Source organism: Duganella sp. FT27W (assembly GCF_009295655.1).
In the GTDB taxonomy this organism is placed as follows: Bacteria; Pseudomonadota; Gammaproteobacteria; order Burkholderiales; family Burkholderiaceae_D; genus Rugamonas; species Rugamonas zoogloeoides.
Map to the genome: position 1 here is coordinate 796,696 of NZ_WHIV01000001.1, position 14,453 is coordinate 811,148.

Annotated in this window: 15 protein-coding genes and 1 pseudogene; 9 read left to right on the forward strand and 7 right to left on the reverse strand. The window is 65.2% G+C overall.

From position 1 onward, the window contains the following. Positions 1 to 68 precede the first annotated feature (68 nt). From F8197_RS03445 to F8197_RS03465, 5 genes are read left to right on the forward strand one after another with little or no spacing between them, the layout of a single operon-like run. Complete coding sequence (locus tag F8197_RS03445; protein ID WP_152879966.1) at positions 69 to 1,199, forward strand: efflux RND transporter periplasmic adaptor subunit; 1,131 nt, start codon at positions 69 to 71, stop codon at positions 1,197 to 1,199. Further along, positions 1,199 to 4,270 carry an efflux RND transporter permease subunit gene (locus tag F8197_RS03450; protein WP_152879968.1) on the forward strand — a complete coding sequence of 1,024 codons (3,072 nt, stop codon included), beginning with the start codon at positions 1,199 to 1,201 and terminating at the stop codon, positions 4,268 to 4,270. The genes F8197_RS03445 and F8197_RS03450 overlap by 1 nt, the downstream gene beginning before the upstream one ends. Then, positions 4,267 to 4,584, forward strand: coding sequence for a DUF3240 family protein (locus F8197_RS03455; protein ID WP_152879970.1), 318 nt, complete (start codon positions 4,267 to 4,269; stop codon positions 4,582 to 4,584). Before F8197_RS03450 ends, F8197_RS03455 begins: the two co-directional genes overlap by 4 nt. After that, positions 4,581 to 5,909: a TolC family protein gene (locus F8197_RS03460; RefSeq protein WP_152879973.1), complete on the forward strand. Its 1,329-nt coding sequence runs from the start codon at positions 4,581 to 4,583 to the stop codon at positions 5,907 to 5,909. The genes F8197_RS03455 and F8197_RS03460 overlap by 4 nt, the downstream gene beginning before the upstream one ends. 18 nt (positions 5,910 to 5,927) lie before the next feature. Beyond that, a complete protein-coding gene (locus tag F8197_RS03465) occupies positions 5,928 to 6,263 on the forward strand; it encodes a hypothetical protein (RefSeq protein ID WP_152879976.1) in 336 nt (111 codons plus the stop codon). A 36-nt stretch (positions 6,264 to 6,299) separates the two neighbouring features. On the opposite strand, the gene F8197_RS03470 is transcribed toward F8197_RS03465, so the two are convergent. The 7 genes and pseudogenes from F8197_RS03470 to F8197_RS03495 all read right to left on the reverse strand — a co-directional run bounded on the left by F8197_RS03470 (position 6,300) and on the right by F8197_RS03495 (position 9,886). Further along, positions 6,300 to 6,659, reverse strand: coding sequence for a DUF86 domain-containing protein (locus F8197_RS03470; protein ID WP_152879978.1), 360 nt, complete (start codon positions 6,657 to 6,659; stop codon positions 6,300 to 6,302). Further along, positions 6,656 to 6,946, reverse strand: a complete 291-nt coding sequence (locus tag F8197_RS03475; protein WP_152879980.1) for a nucleotidyltransferase family protein — start codon at positions 6,944 to 6,946, stop codon at positions 6,656 to 6,658. The genes F8197_RS03470 and F8197_RS03475 overlap by 4 nt, the downstream gene beginning before the upstream one ends. Positions 6,947 to 7,047: 101 nt before the next feature. After that, positions 7,048 to 7,185 (reverse strand): hypothetical protein, encoded by a 138-nt coding sequence (locus F8197_RS28475; RefSeq protein ID WP_193333314.1) that lies wholly within the window; start codon positions 7,183 to 7,185, stop codon positions 7,048 to 7,050. A gap of 32 nt (positions 7,186 to 7,217) precedes the next feature. Further along, positions 7,218 to 7,406, reverse strand: coding sequence for a response regulator (locus F8197_RS28480; RefSeq protein ID WP_227012106.1), 189 nt, complete (start codon positions 7,404 to 7,406; stop codon positions 7,218 to 7,220). Between the two features lie 144 nt (positions 7,407 to 7,550). After that, positions 7,551 to 8,103 (reverse strand): annotated as a pseudogene (locus F8197_RS03485) (sensor histidine kinase); the annotation flags it as partial. Further along, positions 7,991 to 8,800 carry a PAS domain-containing protein gene (locus F8197_RS03490; protein WP_152879986.1) on the reverse strand — a complete coding sequence of 270 codons (810 nt, stop codon included), beginning with the start codon at positions 8,798 to 8,800 and terminating at the stop codon, positions 7,991 to 7,993. The pseudogene F8197_RS03485 and the gene F8197_RS03490, both read right to left, overlap by 113 nt. Before the next feature lie 42 nt (positions 8,801 to 8,842). After that, positions 8,843 to 9,886: an alpha/beta hydrolase gene (locus tag F8197_RS03495; protein ID WP_227012039.1), complete on the reverse strand. Its 1,044-nt coding sequence runs from the start codon at positions 9,884 to 9,886 to the stop codon at positions 8,843 to 8,845. A 292-nt stretch (positions 9,887 to 10,178) separates the two neighbouring features. Between F8197_RS03495 and F8197_RS03500 the strand changes: the two genes are divergently transcribed. From F8197_RS03500 to F8197_RS03515, 4 genes are read left to right on the forward strand one after another with little or no spacing between them, the layout of a single operon-like run. Further along, on the forward strand, positions 10,179 to 11,204 hold the full coding sequence (locus F8197_RS03500) for a LacI family DNA-binding transcriptional regulator (RefSeq protein ID WP_152879988.1): 1,026 nt from the start codon (positions 10,179 to 10,181) through the stop codon (positions 11,202 to 11,204). After that, a complete protein-coding gene (locus F8197_RS03505) occupies positions 11,201 to 12,487 on the forward strand; it encodes an extracellular solute-binding protein (protein ID WP_152879990.1) in 1,287 nt (428 codons plus the stop codon). Before F8197_RS03500 ends, F8197_RS03505 begins: the two co-directional genes overlap by 4 nt. Continuing rightward, on the forward strand, positions 12,484 to 13,563 hold the full coding sequence (locus tag F8197_RS03510; RefSeq protein ID WP_227012040.1) for a carbohydrate ABC transporter permease: 1,080 nt from the start codon (positions 12,484 to 12,486) through the stop codon (positions 13,561 to 13,563). The genes F8197_RS03505 and F8197_RS03510 overlap by 4 nt, the downstream gene beginning before the upstream one ends. Further along, positions 13,560 to 14,447 carry a carbohydrate ABC transporter permease gene (locus F8197_RS03515; RefSeq protein ID WP_193333317.1) on the forward strand — a complete coding sequence of 296 codons (888 nt, stop codon included), beginning with the start codon at positions 13,560 to 13,562 and terminating at the stop codon, positions 14,445 to 14,447. Before F8197_RS03510 ends, F8197_RS03515 begins: the two co-directional genes overlap by 4 nt. Positions 14,448 to 14,453: the final 6 nt, after the last annotated feature.

The window sequence follows — 14,453 nt, forward strand, 5'->3', positions numbered from 1 at the left end:
GAACTGCTCAGCACCATCGCCCGCATTCTCCCCACCGCGAATCAACCATGTTCAACGCATTATTACTCATGTCCGCCGCTGCCACCGCAGTGGTGCCGGCCGCCCGGCCTGAGCAGGTGGCCATCACCGCCGCGCAGATTCAGCGCGCCGGCATCCAGACTACGCCGGCGCTGGCCCGCTTGCCTGAAGCGGGCGGCATGGACGGCGATGCCGTGGTGCTGTCCGGCACCGTGGTGCCATCGGCCACCGCGATGATCGTCAGCGGCACGGCCTGGGGCGGTATGGTACAGGAAGTGCACGTCGCCACGCTGCAGGCGGTCAAGGCCGGTGCGCCGCTGGCGACCCTGTTCAGCCAGCCCTGGATGGAACTGCAGCGCGACTACGTGGAGCTGTCGGCGCGTGCACGCCTGGCAGCCGACAAGCTGGCCCGCGACGAAAGTCTGCATGCCGACGGCATCATCGCCCGCGCGCGCCTCGACGAAAGCCGCTCGGCCGCGCAACTGGCGCAACTGGCCGTGCACCAGCACGCGCAGGCGCTGCGCTCGGGTGGCATGAGCGCAGCAGCGCTGGCGGCCCTGCCGGCCAGCCAGCGTCTGAGTCCCCTGCTGACGGTGCGCGCGCCGGCGGCCGGCACGGTAATCGAGATGCCGCTGGCGGTCGGCCAGCAGGCCGAACCCGGCGCCAGCGTGGCGAAGATCGTGCGCGACGGTCCGCTCTGGGTCGAACTGCAAGCCTCGCGCCAGCAACTGGCGGCGCTGGCGGTGGGCGACCGGTTGACCGTGGCCGAAGGGTGCCAGGTGCGCATCAGCGCGATTTCTCCGCTGGTCAATGGCGTCAACCAGACCGCGCTGGTGCGCGCGGCGCAGCAAGAGCGCAACAACTGCCTCAAGCTCAACGCGTTTGTCGAGGCGCGCCTGGCGCGTGCGCGCACGCAGACCGGCGCGCTGGCGGTGCCGACCGCCGCGCTGGCGCGGCGCGGCGCGGCCAGCTACGTCTTCGTCCGCAACGCGCAGGGCTTCGAGGCGGTGCCGGTGCAACCGGGCGCCACTGCCGGTGAGCTGGTCTGGGTGCGTGGCGCCATCAAGGATGGCGCGCCGGTGGCAATGCGCGGCGTGGCCGCCATCAAGGGCGCGTGGAGCGGTCTCGGTGAACCCGCAGCCGAGGCGCCGGTGGCGCCTGCCGCCAAAGGACAGCCATAATGCTGGGCCGTCTGATTGCCCTGTCGCTGGCGCAGCGGCTGCTGGTCCTGGTGCTGGCGATATTGATGGTGCTGGCCGGCGCCAGGGCGGTCGGTGAGCTGTCGATCGACGCTTTCCCGGACGTCTCCAGCACCCAGGTCAAAATCATCATGAAGGCGCCCGGCATGACCCCGGAAGAAGTGGAAACCCGCATCGTCGCGCCGATCGAACAGGAACTGCTGGGCATACCGCACCAGGCGGTGCTGCGTTCGCAATCGAAGTACGCGATTGCCGACATCACGCTCAATTTCGACGATGGCACCGATATGTACTGGGCGCGCCAGCAGGCCACCGAGCGGTTGGCCGCAGTGCTGCAGGACCTGCCGGCATCGGCCAGCGGCGGCCTGGCGCCGATCACCACGCCGCTGGGCGACGTGTTCATGTTCACTATCGACGGTCCGCTGTCGCTGATGGAAAAGCGCACGCTGCTCGAGTGGACCATCCGCCCGCAGCTACGCAATATTCCCGGCGTGGCCGATGTCAACTCGCTGGGTGGCGAAGTACGCAGCTTCGAGGTGATTCCCGACCTGGCCGCGCTGGCGGCGCGCAAGGTGTCGCTCGACCAGCTGGAACAGGCGCTGCAGGCGAACAACCGCAGCGATGGCGCCGGCCGCCTGAACAGCGGTGAGGAATCGTTCCTGATCCGCAGCGACTCCAGCGTGCGCAACCTGGCCGACGTGGCGGCGATCGCCATCATCAGCCGCGATGGCGTGGCCGTGACGGTGGGCCAGGTGGCGCAGGTGCGCATCGGCGCGCTCACGCGCTACGGCACGGTCACGCAAAACGGTACCGGCGAGGCGGTGCAGGGCCTGGTGCTGGCCATGCGCGGCGCCAATGCGCTCGACGTGGTGGACCAGGTGCGTGCGCGGCTGGCCGACATCGGCAAAACGCTCCCCGCCGGCACCACCATCAACACCTTCTATGATCGCGGCCACCTGGTGGAGCGCGCGGTCGGCACCGTCGGCAAGGCGTTGTTGGAGGCGACGGTGCTGGTCGTGGTGCTGCTGTACATCTTCCTCGGCAATGTGCGGGCGGCGGTGGTGGTGGCGTGCATCTTGCCGCTGTCGGCGCTTGGCACCTTCCTGCTGATGCGGCAGTTTGGCCTCAGTGCCAACCTGATGTCGCTGGGCGGCCTGGCGATTGCCATCGGCATGCTGGTCGATGCGGCGGTGGTGGTGGTGGAAAACATCGAAGCGCACAGCAGCAAGGCGCAGCCGGGCATGTCGTGGCTGCACGTGATCTACCGCGCGGTGCGCGAGGTGGCCGTGCCGGTCACGGCCGGCATGGTGGTGATCATGGTGGTGTTCATTCCTCTGCTGACGTTACAGGGACTGGAAGGCAAGATGTTCGCGCCGGTGGCCATGACCATCATCTTCGCACTGGGCGCCTCGCTGCTGCTGTCGCTCACGGTAATTCCGGTGCTGTCGTCGCTGCTGCTCAAGGCCCATCACGGCCCGGCGCCGCGTATCGTGGTGTGGATGGAAGGCGTGTACCAGGCGGTGCTCACGCGCGCGCTGGGGCGCGAGCGGCTGGTGATGACGGCGGCCGGCGTGGCGCTGGTGGTGGCCGTGGGCCTGTTCATGGTGGTAGGCAAATCGTTCATGCCGGTGCTGGAAGAGGGCGACCTGATCATGCAATCGGAGAAGCTGCCGTCGATCGGCCTGGCCGAATCGACTGACCAGGACCTGGCGATCCAGCGCCGCATCCTGCAGCAGGTGCCGGAAGTGACGCGCATCGTCGCCCGCCTCGGTACCGATGAACTGGGCCTCGATCCGATGGGTCCCAACGAAACCGATTCCTTCCTGGTCCTGAAACCGCGCGATGAATGGCGCAGCCCCGACAAGGAAGACCTGATCGACGCCCTGCGCCAGGCCACCGCCGATTTCCCCGGCATCAATTTCAGCTTTACCCAGCCGATCGAGATGCGCACGTCGGAAATGCTGTCCGGCGTACGCGGCGACCTGGCCATCAAGATCTTCGGTCCGGACACGCACCAGCTGGGCGAGCTGGCCGAAAAAATTGTCGGCGTGGTGCAGGCGCTGCGCGGCAGCGAAGACGTGCTCACCGTGAAGAACGAAGGCGTGCAGTACATGCTGGTCGATATCGACCGCGTGGCTGCCGGCCGTCTCAACCTCACCGCCGAGCAGGTGCAGAACGACCTGCGCACCATGATCGAGGGCCGCACGGCCGGCATCGTCATCGACGGCGCCCAGCGCCTGCCGCTGCTGCTGCGCGGTGGCGACGACCTGCGCATGTCGCCCGAGCTGTTCCGCCAGATGCGCATCCCGCTGGCCGATGGCCACTCGGTGCCGCTGAGCCAGATCGCCGCGCTGCGTGCGGTCGATGGCCCGGTCAAGGTGGAGCGCGAGAACGGCAGCCGGCTGGCCGTGGTGCGCGCCAACGTGCGTGGCCGCGACCTGGTCGGCTTTGTCGAGGAAGCCAAGGCTGCGGTGGCGCAGCAGGTCAAGCTGCCGGCCGGTTACCGCCTGTCGTGGGGCGGCCAGTTCGAGAACCAGCAACGGGCGGCGGCGCGGCTGGCGGTGGTAGTGCCGGCGGCGCTGGCGCTGATTTTCCTGCTGCTGTTCAGTACCCTGGGCAGCGTGCGACAGGCGGTGCTGGTGTTCGTGAACATTCCGTTCGCGCTGATCGGCGGCGTGGTGGCGCTGGCGGTGACTGGCGAATACCTGTCGGTGCCGGCCTCGGTGGGCTTTATCGCGCTGATGGGCATTGCCGTCCTCAACGGCCTGGTGATGATCACGTGCTTCAACCAGATGGTGGCGCGCGGCGTGCCGCTGGCGGAGGTGGTCACCCAGGGCGCGCTGCGGCGCCTGCGCCCGGTGATGATGACCGCCTGTATCACCGGCCTGGGCCTGGTGCCGCTGCTGCTGGCCACCGGCCCCGGCTCGGAAATCCAGAAGCCGCTGGCCATCGTCGTCATTGGCGGCCTGCTCAGCGCCACCTTGCTGACGCTGATCCTGTTGCCGTTGCTGTTCCGCCGTTTCGGCATGCCTGCCCGATTGGAAACTGAATGAAGATTTTAACCAACGATACCCTGCTGACGCTGGTGATTCCCGTCAGCCTGGAAGAAGACATCCTCGATTTTTTGCTGCTGCATCCGAAGTGGGCAGGTGGTTTTTCCATCATCGCCGCGCAGGGCATGGGGCAGGGCGCGCGGCTGCAATCGGCAATGGAGCTGGTGCAGGGCCGCAGCGCGCGCAAGCTGGTGCTGATTGCCGGCGTGTACGCCGAACTGCAACTGCTGATCGCGGCGCTGGCCGCCGAGATGCCGGCGCCCGATGTCGATTACTGGATGAGCCCCTTGCTGGCTAGCGGGAGGCTGGCATGAGAACGGTTTTGACCGGGATAGTGCTGGCCTGCGCGCTGGTGGCCGGCGCAGCCAATGCAGCCAATGCAGCCAATGCAGCCAATGCAGCCAATGTCGCCAGCACCAGCCTGCTGCCGGCCCCCAACGCCGCCGGCGCCAGCCTGCCGCTGGCCGGCGACCTGCTGTACGCGCTGCCGCCCGAGCAGGCGGTACGCCGCACGCTGGAGTCATTGCCGCCATTGCGGCTGGGGACCATGGAGCAGGAGCTGGCCACCGCCGAACAGGCCAGGCTCAATGCCGGCACCCACGAATGGACGGTCCGCGCTGGCGCCTCGCAGCGCCGCGTGGAGGGCGAGCGGCGCTACAAGGAACAGGAACTGGGCCTGGAGCGCGGCATCCGCTGGTTCGGCAAGGCGGACCAGGACCGCAAGATCGGCGAGAAAGGCGTGACGCTGGCGCAGGCCCAACGCGCCGACGCCTGGCACGAAGCGTGCCGCAGCCTGATGCAGGACTGGTACGACGCCCTGCGTGCGCTCGCCACCGTGCAGCGCCTGGCCGAACAGCACGCGCTGGTGCAGCAGCTGCAAGCGGCCGCCGAGCTGCGCGTCAAATCTGGCGACAGTCCGGCACTGGAAGTGATGCAGACCGGGACCGAACTGGCCCGGTCCGAAGTGCTGCTGGCGCAAGCCCGCCACGACGCCGCGCAGGCGCTGGCACTGCTATCGACCACCTACCGCCAGCTACCGCAACCGCAACTGGACCGCCTGCCGGAACCGCAAGGGGACCAGGACGACATGCCAACGCGGGTCGCCCGCATCACCGACGACAACCACGAACTGGAACTGGCCGAGGTGGAAGCGCAGTTCCAGGCATTGAAGGCGCGCCGCGCCGCCAGCGAACGCATGCCCGATCCGGTGCTGGGCATCCGCAGCACGCGCGAACGCGACGGCCAGGAACGCACGCTGGGCGTGAGCCTGTCGATCCCGCTCGGTGGCGCCGCCCGCACCGCCGAGGGCGACGCCGCTGCCGTGCGCGCCCGCATGGCGGAAGAGCGGGTCAGCCAGGTGAAAATCCGGGTGCAGCTCGATGCCCAGCGCGCGGTAGCCGCGCAACGCCATACTTACCAGGCCTGGACCAGCCTGCGCCAGGTGGCGCAGCAAAGCGCCCGCCAGGCGCAGTTGATGGAGCGCGCCTGGCAGGCCGGTGAAGCGAGCTTGAGCGACGCGCTGCTGAGCCGCCGCCAGGCGCTGGACACCACGCTGGCCGCGCAAACCGCCCAAATCGCGGCACTGGCCGCCGCCGCGCGCGTGCAGCTTGATGCCCACGCGCTGTGGACGATCGACTGATATCGAAAGGAACTGAACATGAACAGACTACGCAGCATGGTGGCGGTAGCCATAGTGGCGGCCACGAGTGGCTGCGCCACGTACGGGCCCGCCGACCAACGGCACGGCTACATCGACAAGGTGTACGCCGACGGCGAGCGTCCCGCGAAGCTGCCCGATTGCCTGGTGGCGCTCGATGCCGGCCAACTGGCCGGCACCCGCTTCGTGGCGGTACAGTACGGCACCATGCGGCTACGCAAATACACGATCGCACTGGCGCCTGCCGGGATGCGCCTGGCTGAGCGGGACAAGGTGGCATTTGTGCCGGCGCAGTGCCTGGGTGATGCGGTGCCGACAATTATTGCAAAACAGTAAATTGAAAAATTTCAGCTTTTCAATGTTCCTGATTCGCTACTCAACGTCAGCATCATGGCGCACGGCAGGTAGTTGCTCCAACAGAGCAGGCAGCGCTGTCTGCACCGTTTCCCACACCACATCGAGGTTGATGTCGAAATAGCCGTGAGCGATGCGATTGCGCATCCCTCGCATGCTGCGCCACGGTACGTCGGGGTGCGCCTGGATAAAATTGGCATAACCGTCCATCACCTTGGTTGCAGCTTCGCCGATAATGATGAGGCTCATGATAACGGCCTGCTGGGTACGCTTGTCCGCGAGGAAATTGGCTCGATCCAATCCTTCAACAAAGCTGCATGCGTCCTGGGCGGCCTGTTGCATATGGTCCAGGTAATCAGGAAGGCGATTTTCGTTCATACCGGCTGGGCCTCCGCGAGTACCTGGGCACGGAATTTTGGAGACAGGTCGGCAGGCGTCAACAGATCCACGTGTATCCCCAGGAGCGCTTCCAGTTCCGCCTGCAGGCCGCCAAGATCAAACAATGTTGCGCCTGGTAGAGCGTCAACGAGCAGATCCAGATCGCTACCGTCCTGATCGGTGCCATGTAGCACGGAGCCAAAGATACGAGGGTTCGCCGTGCGAAAGCGGCTCGTTGCTTCACGAACGGCATTTCGCTTGAGGTCAAGTGCCAGTGACGGTCGCATGAAGATCCTTTTTATTGAAACTCAACGAAATAATAAGAGATCGAGAATAGTACTTCAAGAAACGGGACTTAGCGCCCCGACTTTTCCTGCTTTCCGCTTTCTTATTCGCTCTGCCTGTGCGGTTGCCGCAGCAACGCCAGCAATTTTCCGTTATCGAGCGGCTTGGAAAAGAACTGGTCGAAGCCTGCCGCCTGGGTCGCCAGTTTGTCTTTTTCCTGCGCATAGCCGGTCAGTGCCACCAGTAACGCATGTTTTGTCTCCGGCTGGCTCCTCAACCGCGCGCCAGCTCGTTGCCATCCATTTCCGGCAAACCGATGTCGAGGATGCAGACTTCTGGCTTTTCCAGCGCGGCGCTAAGCAGGGCGCTGCCGGGCAGGTGTTCCACGAAGGTCTGGTGGCCGTATGCTTCCAGGTACTGGGCCAGCGTGCTGGCCGCCTCTTCATTGTCATCGACGACCATGATGCGCAACGGTCCACTCGATGGTAGCTGCCACGGTTCAACCGGTCGGGCCTGGGCAGATAAATCACCGTTCAACGGCAGATGTTTCGGCAGCGTCACCGTGAAGCGGCTGCCAGCGCCTTCCCCATTGCTGAAACAGCTGATCTCCCCGCCGTGCATTTCGGTCAGGCTTTTCGCCAGCGCCATGCCGATACCCAGGCCGCTGGGAGCGGTCGGAAGTGCGCTTGGCCTGGGTGAACAACTCGAAAACCCGTGATTGCAGTTCCGTCGCCATGCCGATACCGTTGTCCTCCACCGACAACGTGATGGTGTCCACCGTTGCAGTCACCTTGATGTCGATGGCGCCGCCCGGCGGCGTGTACTTGGTCGCATTGCCGAGCAGGTTGGTGACGATCTGCACCAGGCGTTTATGGTCGCCCAGCACAAAAACCGGGTCCGGGGCGACGTGCACGCGCAGTTGCTGCTGGCGGGATTCGATAAAGGAGCGCACCTGTTCTATCGCGCTGTCCACCACCGGCGCCAGGTCCAGCGGCACCTTCTCGATATCGACCAGCCCTTGCGTCACTCGCGACACATCCACCAGGTCATCGACCAGGGCGGTCAGGTGTTTTACCTGGCGCAGAACAATCGCCCAGCCGGCCCCGCTCAAGCACAGGAACGCTGACCGAGGCGGTTGCGGTGCCTGCACTGGCCGCATCACCCTCGGCGACGATGGGTTTTCCTTGCTTGAGATCATCGATGTGCAGACCGACATCGTGCAGCGAGAGCTGCTCGGCCTGCGGTGCGATACCGGCCGCATGCCATTCGCGCACGACGTGCAAGGTCTCGGCGTTGGCGTCGATGGTGGCGTAACCGACCCGGCTCGCACCCAAGGCCCGCCCCAGCGCTTCGGCGGCGCTCATGGCGATATCCTCCGGCGTGGTCAGATTGCGCAGCAGGTCGCTCAGGTTCGACAACGCCTGGCGCAGTGCTTCTTCCTTCATGCGCTCGGTGATGTCGCGGAAATAGATTGACAAACCACCCTCGGCCGGATAGACGTTGACGTCGTACCAGCGGTCATGATCGGGGTAATAGGCGTGGAAGCTGGCCGCGGTGCGCGTGCTTGCCGTTGCGCGACACACGCGCTCGAACTCGCTGCCGACAGTTCCCGGAAATACCTCCCAGATGCTGCGGCCGATCAGGTCACTGGCGGCATGTCCCAGCACCTGCTCGGTACGCCGATTGACATAGGCGAACTCCCAGTTGCGGTTCAGCGTAAAAAAAGCGTCGGTGATGCTGTCCAGGATGGTCTGGGCATCACCGAGTGCGACAGCGTGCGGAGCGGAATTGTGCGGCATACATTCGACAGGTGATTTTTCACCAGTGTAATGTAATTTTTCTGCGAGGTTCCGCATGATTGCACCGCAGCCCGGGATAGCCGGGCTGCGGTTTCCGCCTTACTTTTTCGCCGCGAATGCTTTGGTCAGCGCATCGGCCGCGAATTGCTCGGCGTCCTTTGCTTTCGGCACCACGGCGCCCATGCCGAAGAATTCGTGGGTGACACCGTTGTACAGCTTGTAGGTCACTGGCACGCCGGCCTTTTGCAGGGCGTCGGCGTAGGCCTTGCCTTCGGACAGCAGCGGATCGATTTCAGCGGCAATGACGGTCGCCGACGGCAGGCCTTTGAGGTCGGCGTTCTTGAGCGGCAGCGCCATCGGGCTCTTCGGATCGGCGGCGTAGTGCTTGAAGAACCACTCCATCATCGGCTTGTTGAGCGGCTTGGCAGCGGCATTGGTCACGTAGGACGGACGCGTCATGTCGTTGTCCACCACTGGGTACACCAGCAACTGGTGTACCGGCAGCGTCGCCTTCTTGTCACGCGCCATGATCGAGACCACGGTGGCCAGGTTACCGCCCGCGCTCTCGCCACCGACAGCTACCCGGGCCGGGTCGCCATTGAATTCCTTGGCGTGTTCCAGGGTCCAGGTGTAGGCTGCATAGGCGTCGCCAGGTGCGGCCGGGAACTTGTTTTCCGGCGCGCGGTGATAGTCGGCCGACACGATGATGGCCTTGGCCATCTTGGCCAGCGCGCGTGGCGAAGCGTCGTACACCTTGGTATCGGCGATCACGAAGCCGCCGCCGTGGTAGTACACCATCACCGGGAACGGGCCTTTGCCCTCGGGCGTGTAGATATGCACGGGGAAGTCGCCGGCCGGGCCTTTGACGGTCATCTGCTTGACGGTGACGCCCGCTTCCGGCGCGGTGCTCTTGCCCATGTCGGTCAATACTTTTTTGACCGCATCGGCCGGCGTGGGCTGTTTGCGCGCTGCTTCCGGCGTCAGCGTTTCGATCGGCTTGCCGCCAAGTGCGGCTAGTGCATCGAGCACTTTTTGCATGCTGGCGTCGGCTTTTGGGGGCGTGGCCGGGGCCGCTGCGAAGGCGGCGTTGGTGCAGAGCAGGGCGCCCAGGGCTACAGCGGAAAGAGTGAAGTTGCGTGTCATTGAAAATTCCCGGTAAGTTGTCAAGCGGCGCACGGTGCGCCGATCAGAGTTCCGGATCGAGATTAACGGCGCTGCCTGGTTCTGTGTGTTCGTGTACGTACCAATTCACGTAGCGAAAACACAAAAAAGTTGAAACCGAACGCAGGCCAGCCACGTAGTCGGGACAAAATTCGCAATGGTTTTTTGCGTTGACATTTTTCTCACGGCTGCTTATCATCGCTAAAAATGACAACGTTGGACATTTTCAGGTTGCAGCCGAGTCGATTCCAAAAACAGCAGCAGAGGAGACGGTGTGTCGACGATTCATGATGTCGCTGAAAAAGCGGGCGTATCCATCAAAACCGTGTCGCGGGTGCTAAACGGCGGTACCGAGGTATCGCTCAAAACCCGCACCCGCATCGAGCAGGCCATGCAGGCGCTCGAATTTTCGCCTTCAGCCGCAGCGCGCATGTTGCGCGGGCGGCCAACCGGGCTGGTGGCAGTGATTGCCGAGAAGCTGACCACCACGCCGGATTCCACCGAGATCATCAAGGGCATCCAGCAGGTGTGCGAGCAGATGGGCAAAGTCATGCTCATCGGCGAGACCGGCGGCCATCCGGACGTGGCCCGGCGCCTGGTGGCCGACATGCGCGAGCGCCGCGTGGAGGCGATCCTGTTTGCCACGCCATTCCACCGCCAGGTCACGCTGTCGGCCGCGCTGGGCGGCACCCCCACGGCCCTGGCCAACTGCTTCGAAGCCGCGCAGCACCACATGCAGGTCGTGCCCGACGATGAAGGGGGAGGATATGCCGCTGCGCAAATGGTGCTGCAGGCGGGGCACCGCAAGATCGCCTTCCTGCAGCTGATTTCGGGCATGGTGGCGACCGACCTGCGCCAGCGCGGCTTCCACCGCGCCATGCGCGAACATGGCGTCGCGCCCGATCCCGCCTGGCTGATCCATGGCGCCGAAGCGGACGACGCCAACGAATTCGCCCACCTGTCCGGCGCGGTGGACCGCCTGTTTGCCAGCGCCGACCGGCCCACCGCCATCCTGTGCGGTAACGACAAGATGGCCATGCGCGTGATCTTCATCCTGCAACGGCGCGGCTTGCGCGTGCCGGCCGATGTCTCGATCGTCGGTTTCGACGATTTTCGCCTGATTTCCGAGGCGCTCGATCCGGGGCTCACCACCGTCGCACTGCCATACCGCGAGATCGGCGAGATCTCCGGGCGCTACGTGCTGGCGCCCGACGCCGATGCGGTGCGCACCATCAAGGTGCCGTGCGCGCCGGTCATGCGCGGCACGGTCGGCGCGCCGGCCACCCGGAGCAAGGCATGAGCCGCGTGCGCCTGACGCTCGCCGCGCTGGCAGCAGCAACAGCAATGGCGGCAGCGCCGGCAGTGGCCGCGCCGGTGGACATCAAGGTATGGCGCCACGATACCGGCGACCTGGAAATGGCTGCCGGCCGCGCGGCGGTGGACCGCTTCAATAAGGCGCAATCGCGCTGGCGCGTGGTGGTCGAAGCGATACCGCAAGGCTCCTATACCGAGTCGATTACCGCCGCCTCGATGGTGGGCCAACTGCCGTGCGTAATCGCGCTGGACCAGCCCACGGTGCCCAATTTCGCCTGGGCGGGCCACATCCGCCCGCTCGATACGCTGCTGCCCGCATCCGCCTTGAGCGGCCTGCTCGAGGGCGGGCGCGGCATGTACAAGGGACACATTTACAGCGTGGGCCAGCTCGACGTGGCGCTGGCGCTGTTTGCCCGGCGCTCGCAGCTGTCCGCACTAGGCGTGCGCGTGGCCTCCATCGAGCATCCGTACACGGCGGCTGAGTTTCACGATATTCTGGCGCAGGCCAAACGCAGCGGCAGGTACCGCTTTCCGCTCGACGTCAACGGCCGCTTCAAGGGCGAGTGGTATAGCTACGCATTCTCGCCGTGGCTGCAAAGCGCCGGCGCCGACCTGATCGACCGCAGCGGCTACGTCCGCGTCGATGGCGTGCTCAATAGCGACCAGGCCGTGGCGGTGGGCCGTTACTACGGCCGCCTGTTCAAGGAAAAGCTGGTGGAGCGCCATCCGGCCGACGACCGCGCATTCGAGCAGGGCCGCGTGCTGTTCCACTACACCGGCTCCTGGAAGGCGCGCGAATACAGCGAGCAGTTCGGCGCCGACCTGGTGGCCATGCCGCCGCCCGATTTCGGCAAAGGGCCGAAGATCGGCGCCGCATCGTGGCAGTGGGGCATTACCCGCAGCTGCCGCCAGCCCGACGGTGCGGCGGCGTTTCTCGCCCACCTGGTGTCGCCGGCGGAAATCGGCGCCGCCTCGCGCATGACCGGGCTGGTGCCGGTCACCACCGCCGGCGCCATGCTCACCGATCACTACAAGCCGGGTGGCGACTGGCGCGTGTATTTCGAGTTTGCCCAGCGCTACGCGGTAGCGCGCCCGGCAACGCCGGCGTACCCGGCCATGTCGTCGTCGTTCGAAAAAGCCATGGCCGACATCCGCAGCGGCAAGGACGCGGCCGAGGCGCTGGACGAGGCGGTGGAAGCAATCGACAACAACATCGCCCGTAACAACGGCTACGGCTTCACCGTGCGCAAGGCAGGAGACGGAACATGAAAATCAAACTGGGCCAGGACCATCCGCTGGCAGTGGCGCTGTTCGCAATGCCCGCGGTACTGCTGTTCATCGTGTTCGTCGCGCTGCCGCTGCTGCTGGCGGCCGGCGCCACGTTCACCAACCACCGCCTGATGTCGCCGGAGCCTACCCGCTACGTGGGGCTGGCCAATTTCCAGCGCCTGCTCGCGCTCGACGTTGCGGTGGTCGAGCCGCTGCGCGGCGCCGATGGGCAGGTACGCACCGACGACGACGGCGTGCGCTACCCCACCTGGCGCCAGGTGCGCCAGATGCATCCCGAACTGGCAACGTATCGCGAAGCGTTTCGTCTCGACCTGCCGGCCATGCTGGGCCATGCCCGCGTGCTGCTCGCTGCCAGCGATCCGCTGTTCTACCGTTCGCTGATCAATACCTTCCTGTTTGCGCTGCTGGTGCTGCCGTTGCAGTGCGGCGTGGCGCTGGGGCTGGCGATCCTGGTCAACCAGAAGATACGCGGCCGGGTGTTTTTCCGTACCGTCTATTTCGCCCCGGTGGTGACGTCAATGGTGGTGGCGTCGATCGTGTGGGCGTTCATGCTCAACACCGATCGCGGCATGCTCAACGAATTGCTGCGCGGCCTGCTGGGCAATCCCGACGCCGGCCCCGACTGGCTCGGCGACAGCCGCTACGCGCTGCCGGCGATTGCCCTAATGTCGGCCTGGCAGGGCGCCGGGTTCCAGATGCTGGTATTCCTGGCGGGCTTGCAGTCGATTTCGCCGGAGCTGTACGAAGCCGCCAAGCTGATGGGCGCCAATTCCTGGCAGCGCTTCGTCCACGTCACCTTGCCGGGCCTGCGCAACACCATCGTATTCGTGGCGGTCTCGACGACCTTGCTGGCGTTCGGGCTGTTCACCCAGGTGGATGTGATGACCTCGGGCGGTCCGCTCGACTCGACCACCACCGTGGTGTACCACGCCGTGCGCAGCGGCTTCAAGGAACAGGATGTCGGTTACGGTTCGACCATCACCCTGGTGTTTTTTGCGATCGTGCTGGTGCTGTCGTGGATGCAGCGCACCCTGGCCGCCAAAGGAGAAAAATGATGACCACCACCTGGCGCAGTCGCCTGCGCGACGTCGCGCTGTTCCTGGCCATGAGCGCCATCGGCATCGTCTTCATCGCGCCGCTGCTGTTCATGTTCATTTCGTCGTTCAAGAGCGATAGCGCGATCTTTGCCAATCTCGATCGCTGGTCGGCCTACCTGCCGTCCGCCGACTGGTCGCTGGCCAACTACACGGCCGTTTTCGAGAAAAGCGATTTGCCGTCGTTCCTGCTCAACTCCACGCTGATCGCGGCGCTGGTTGTCGTCGGCGGTGTGCTGGTCAACAGCATGCTGGCGTTTTCGATTGCCCGCATGCGCTGGCGCGGCCGCAACCTGGTGCTGGCGCTGGTGGTGGCCATGGTGATCGTGCCGTTCGAGGTGATCGCCATCCCGCTGCTGTCGCTGGTTGCGCGCCTGCCGTGGCCGGCCATCGAGCACGGCCAGCTGGTGCTGCACACGGGGTGGTTCAACAGCTTGCAGGTGCAGGTGATTCCGTTCCTGGCCAACGCTTTTTGCGTGTTCCTGTTCTACCAGTTTTTCCGCGACATTCCGCCCGAGCTCGACGAAGCGGCCAAGATGGACGGCGCCGGACCGTGGACCGTGTATGCCCGCATCATCATGCCCAACAGCGGCCCGGTGATTGCCACCGCCGCCATCGTGCTGTTCATCTCGGCGTGGAACCAGTACCTGTGGCCGATCATGGTGATCCAGGGCGAAGCATTCCGCCCGGTGCAGCCCGGCATACAGCAGTTTTTTGGACGCACCAACTCGTGGGGGCAGATCATGGCCTACGCGTCGGTGATTACTTTGCCCGTGCTCGCGGTGTTCCTGGCTTTCCAGCGGCAGTTTGTCGCGTCGGTGGCGGGCGCCGGGGTCAAGGGCTAACCTTTG

Bases quoted from the DNA above. Each gene is read 5' to 3' on its own strand.
- F8197_RS03445 (WP_152879966.1), top strand. From the start codon at position 69: ATGTCCGCCGCTGCCACCGCAGTGGTGCCGGCCGCCCGGCCTGAGCAG.
- F8197_RS03450 (WP_152879968.1), top strand. From the start codon at position 1,199: ATGCTGGGCCGTCTGATTGCCCTGTCGCTGGCGCAGCGGCTGCTGGTC.
- F8197_RS03455 (WP_152879970.1), top strand. From the start codon at position 4,267: ATGAAGATTTTAACCAACGATACCCTGCTGACGCTGGTGATTCCCGTC.
- F8197_RS03460 (WP_152879973.1), top strand. From the start codon at position 4,581: ATGAGAACGGTTTTGACCGGGATAGTGCTGGCCTGCGCGCTGGTGGCC.
- F8197_RS03465 (WP_152879976.1), top strand. From the start codon at position 5,928: ATGAACAGACTACGCAGCATGGTGGCGGTAGCCATAGTGGCGGCCACG.
- F8197_RS03470 (WP_152879978.1), bottom strand. From the start codon at position 6,659: ATGAACGAAAATCGCCTTCCTGATTACCTGGACCATATGCAACAGGCC.
- F8197_RS03475 (WP_152879980.1), bottom strand. From the start codon at position 6,946: ATGCGACCGTCACTGGCACTTGACCTCAAGCGAAATGCCGTTCGTGAA.
- F8197_RS28480 (WP_227012106.1), bottom strand. From the start codon at position 7,406: ATGGTCGTCGATGACAATGAAGAGGCGGCCAGCACGCTGGCCCAGTAC.
- F8197_RS03490 (WP_152879986.1), bottom strand. From the start codon at position 8,800: ATGCGGAACCTCGCAGAAAAATTACATTACACTGGTGAAAAATCACCT.
- F8197_RS03495 (WP_227012039.1), bottom strand. From the start codon at position 9,886: ATGACACGCAACTTCACTCTTTCCGCTGTAGCCCTGGGCGCCCTGCTC.
- F8197_RS03505 (WP_152879990.1), top strand. From the start codon at position 11,201: ATGAGCCGCGTGCGCCTGACGCTCGCCGCGCTGGCAGCAGCAACAGCA.
- F8197_RS03510 (WP_227012040.1), top strand. From the start codon at position 12,484: ATGAAAATCAAACTGGGCCAGGACCATCCGCTGGCAGTGGCGCTGTTC.
- F8197_RS03515 (WP_193333317.1), top strand. From the start codon at position 13,560: ATGATGACCACCACCTGGCGCAGTCGCCTGCGCGACGTCGCGCTGTTC.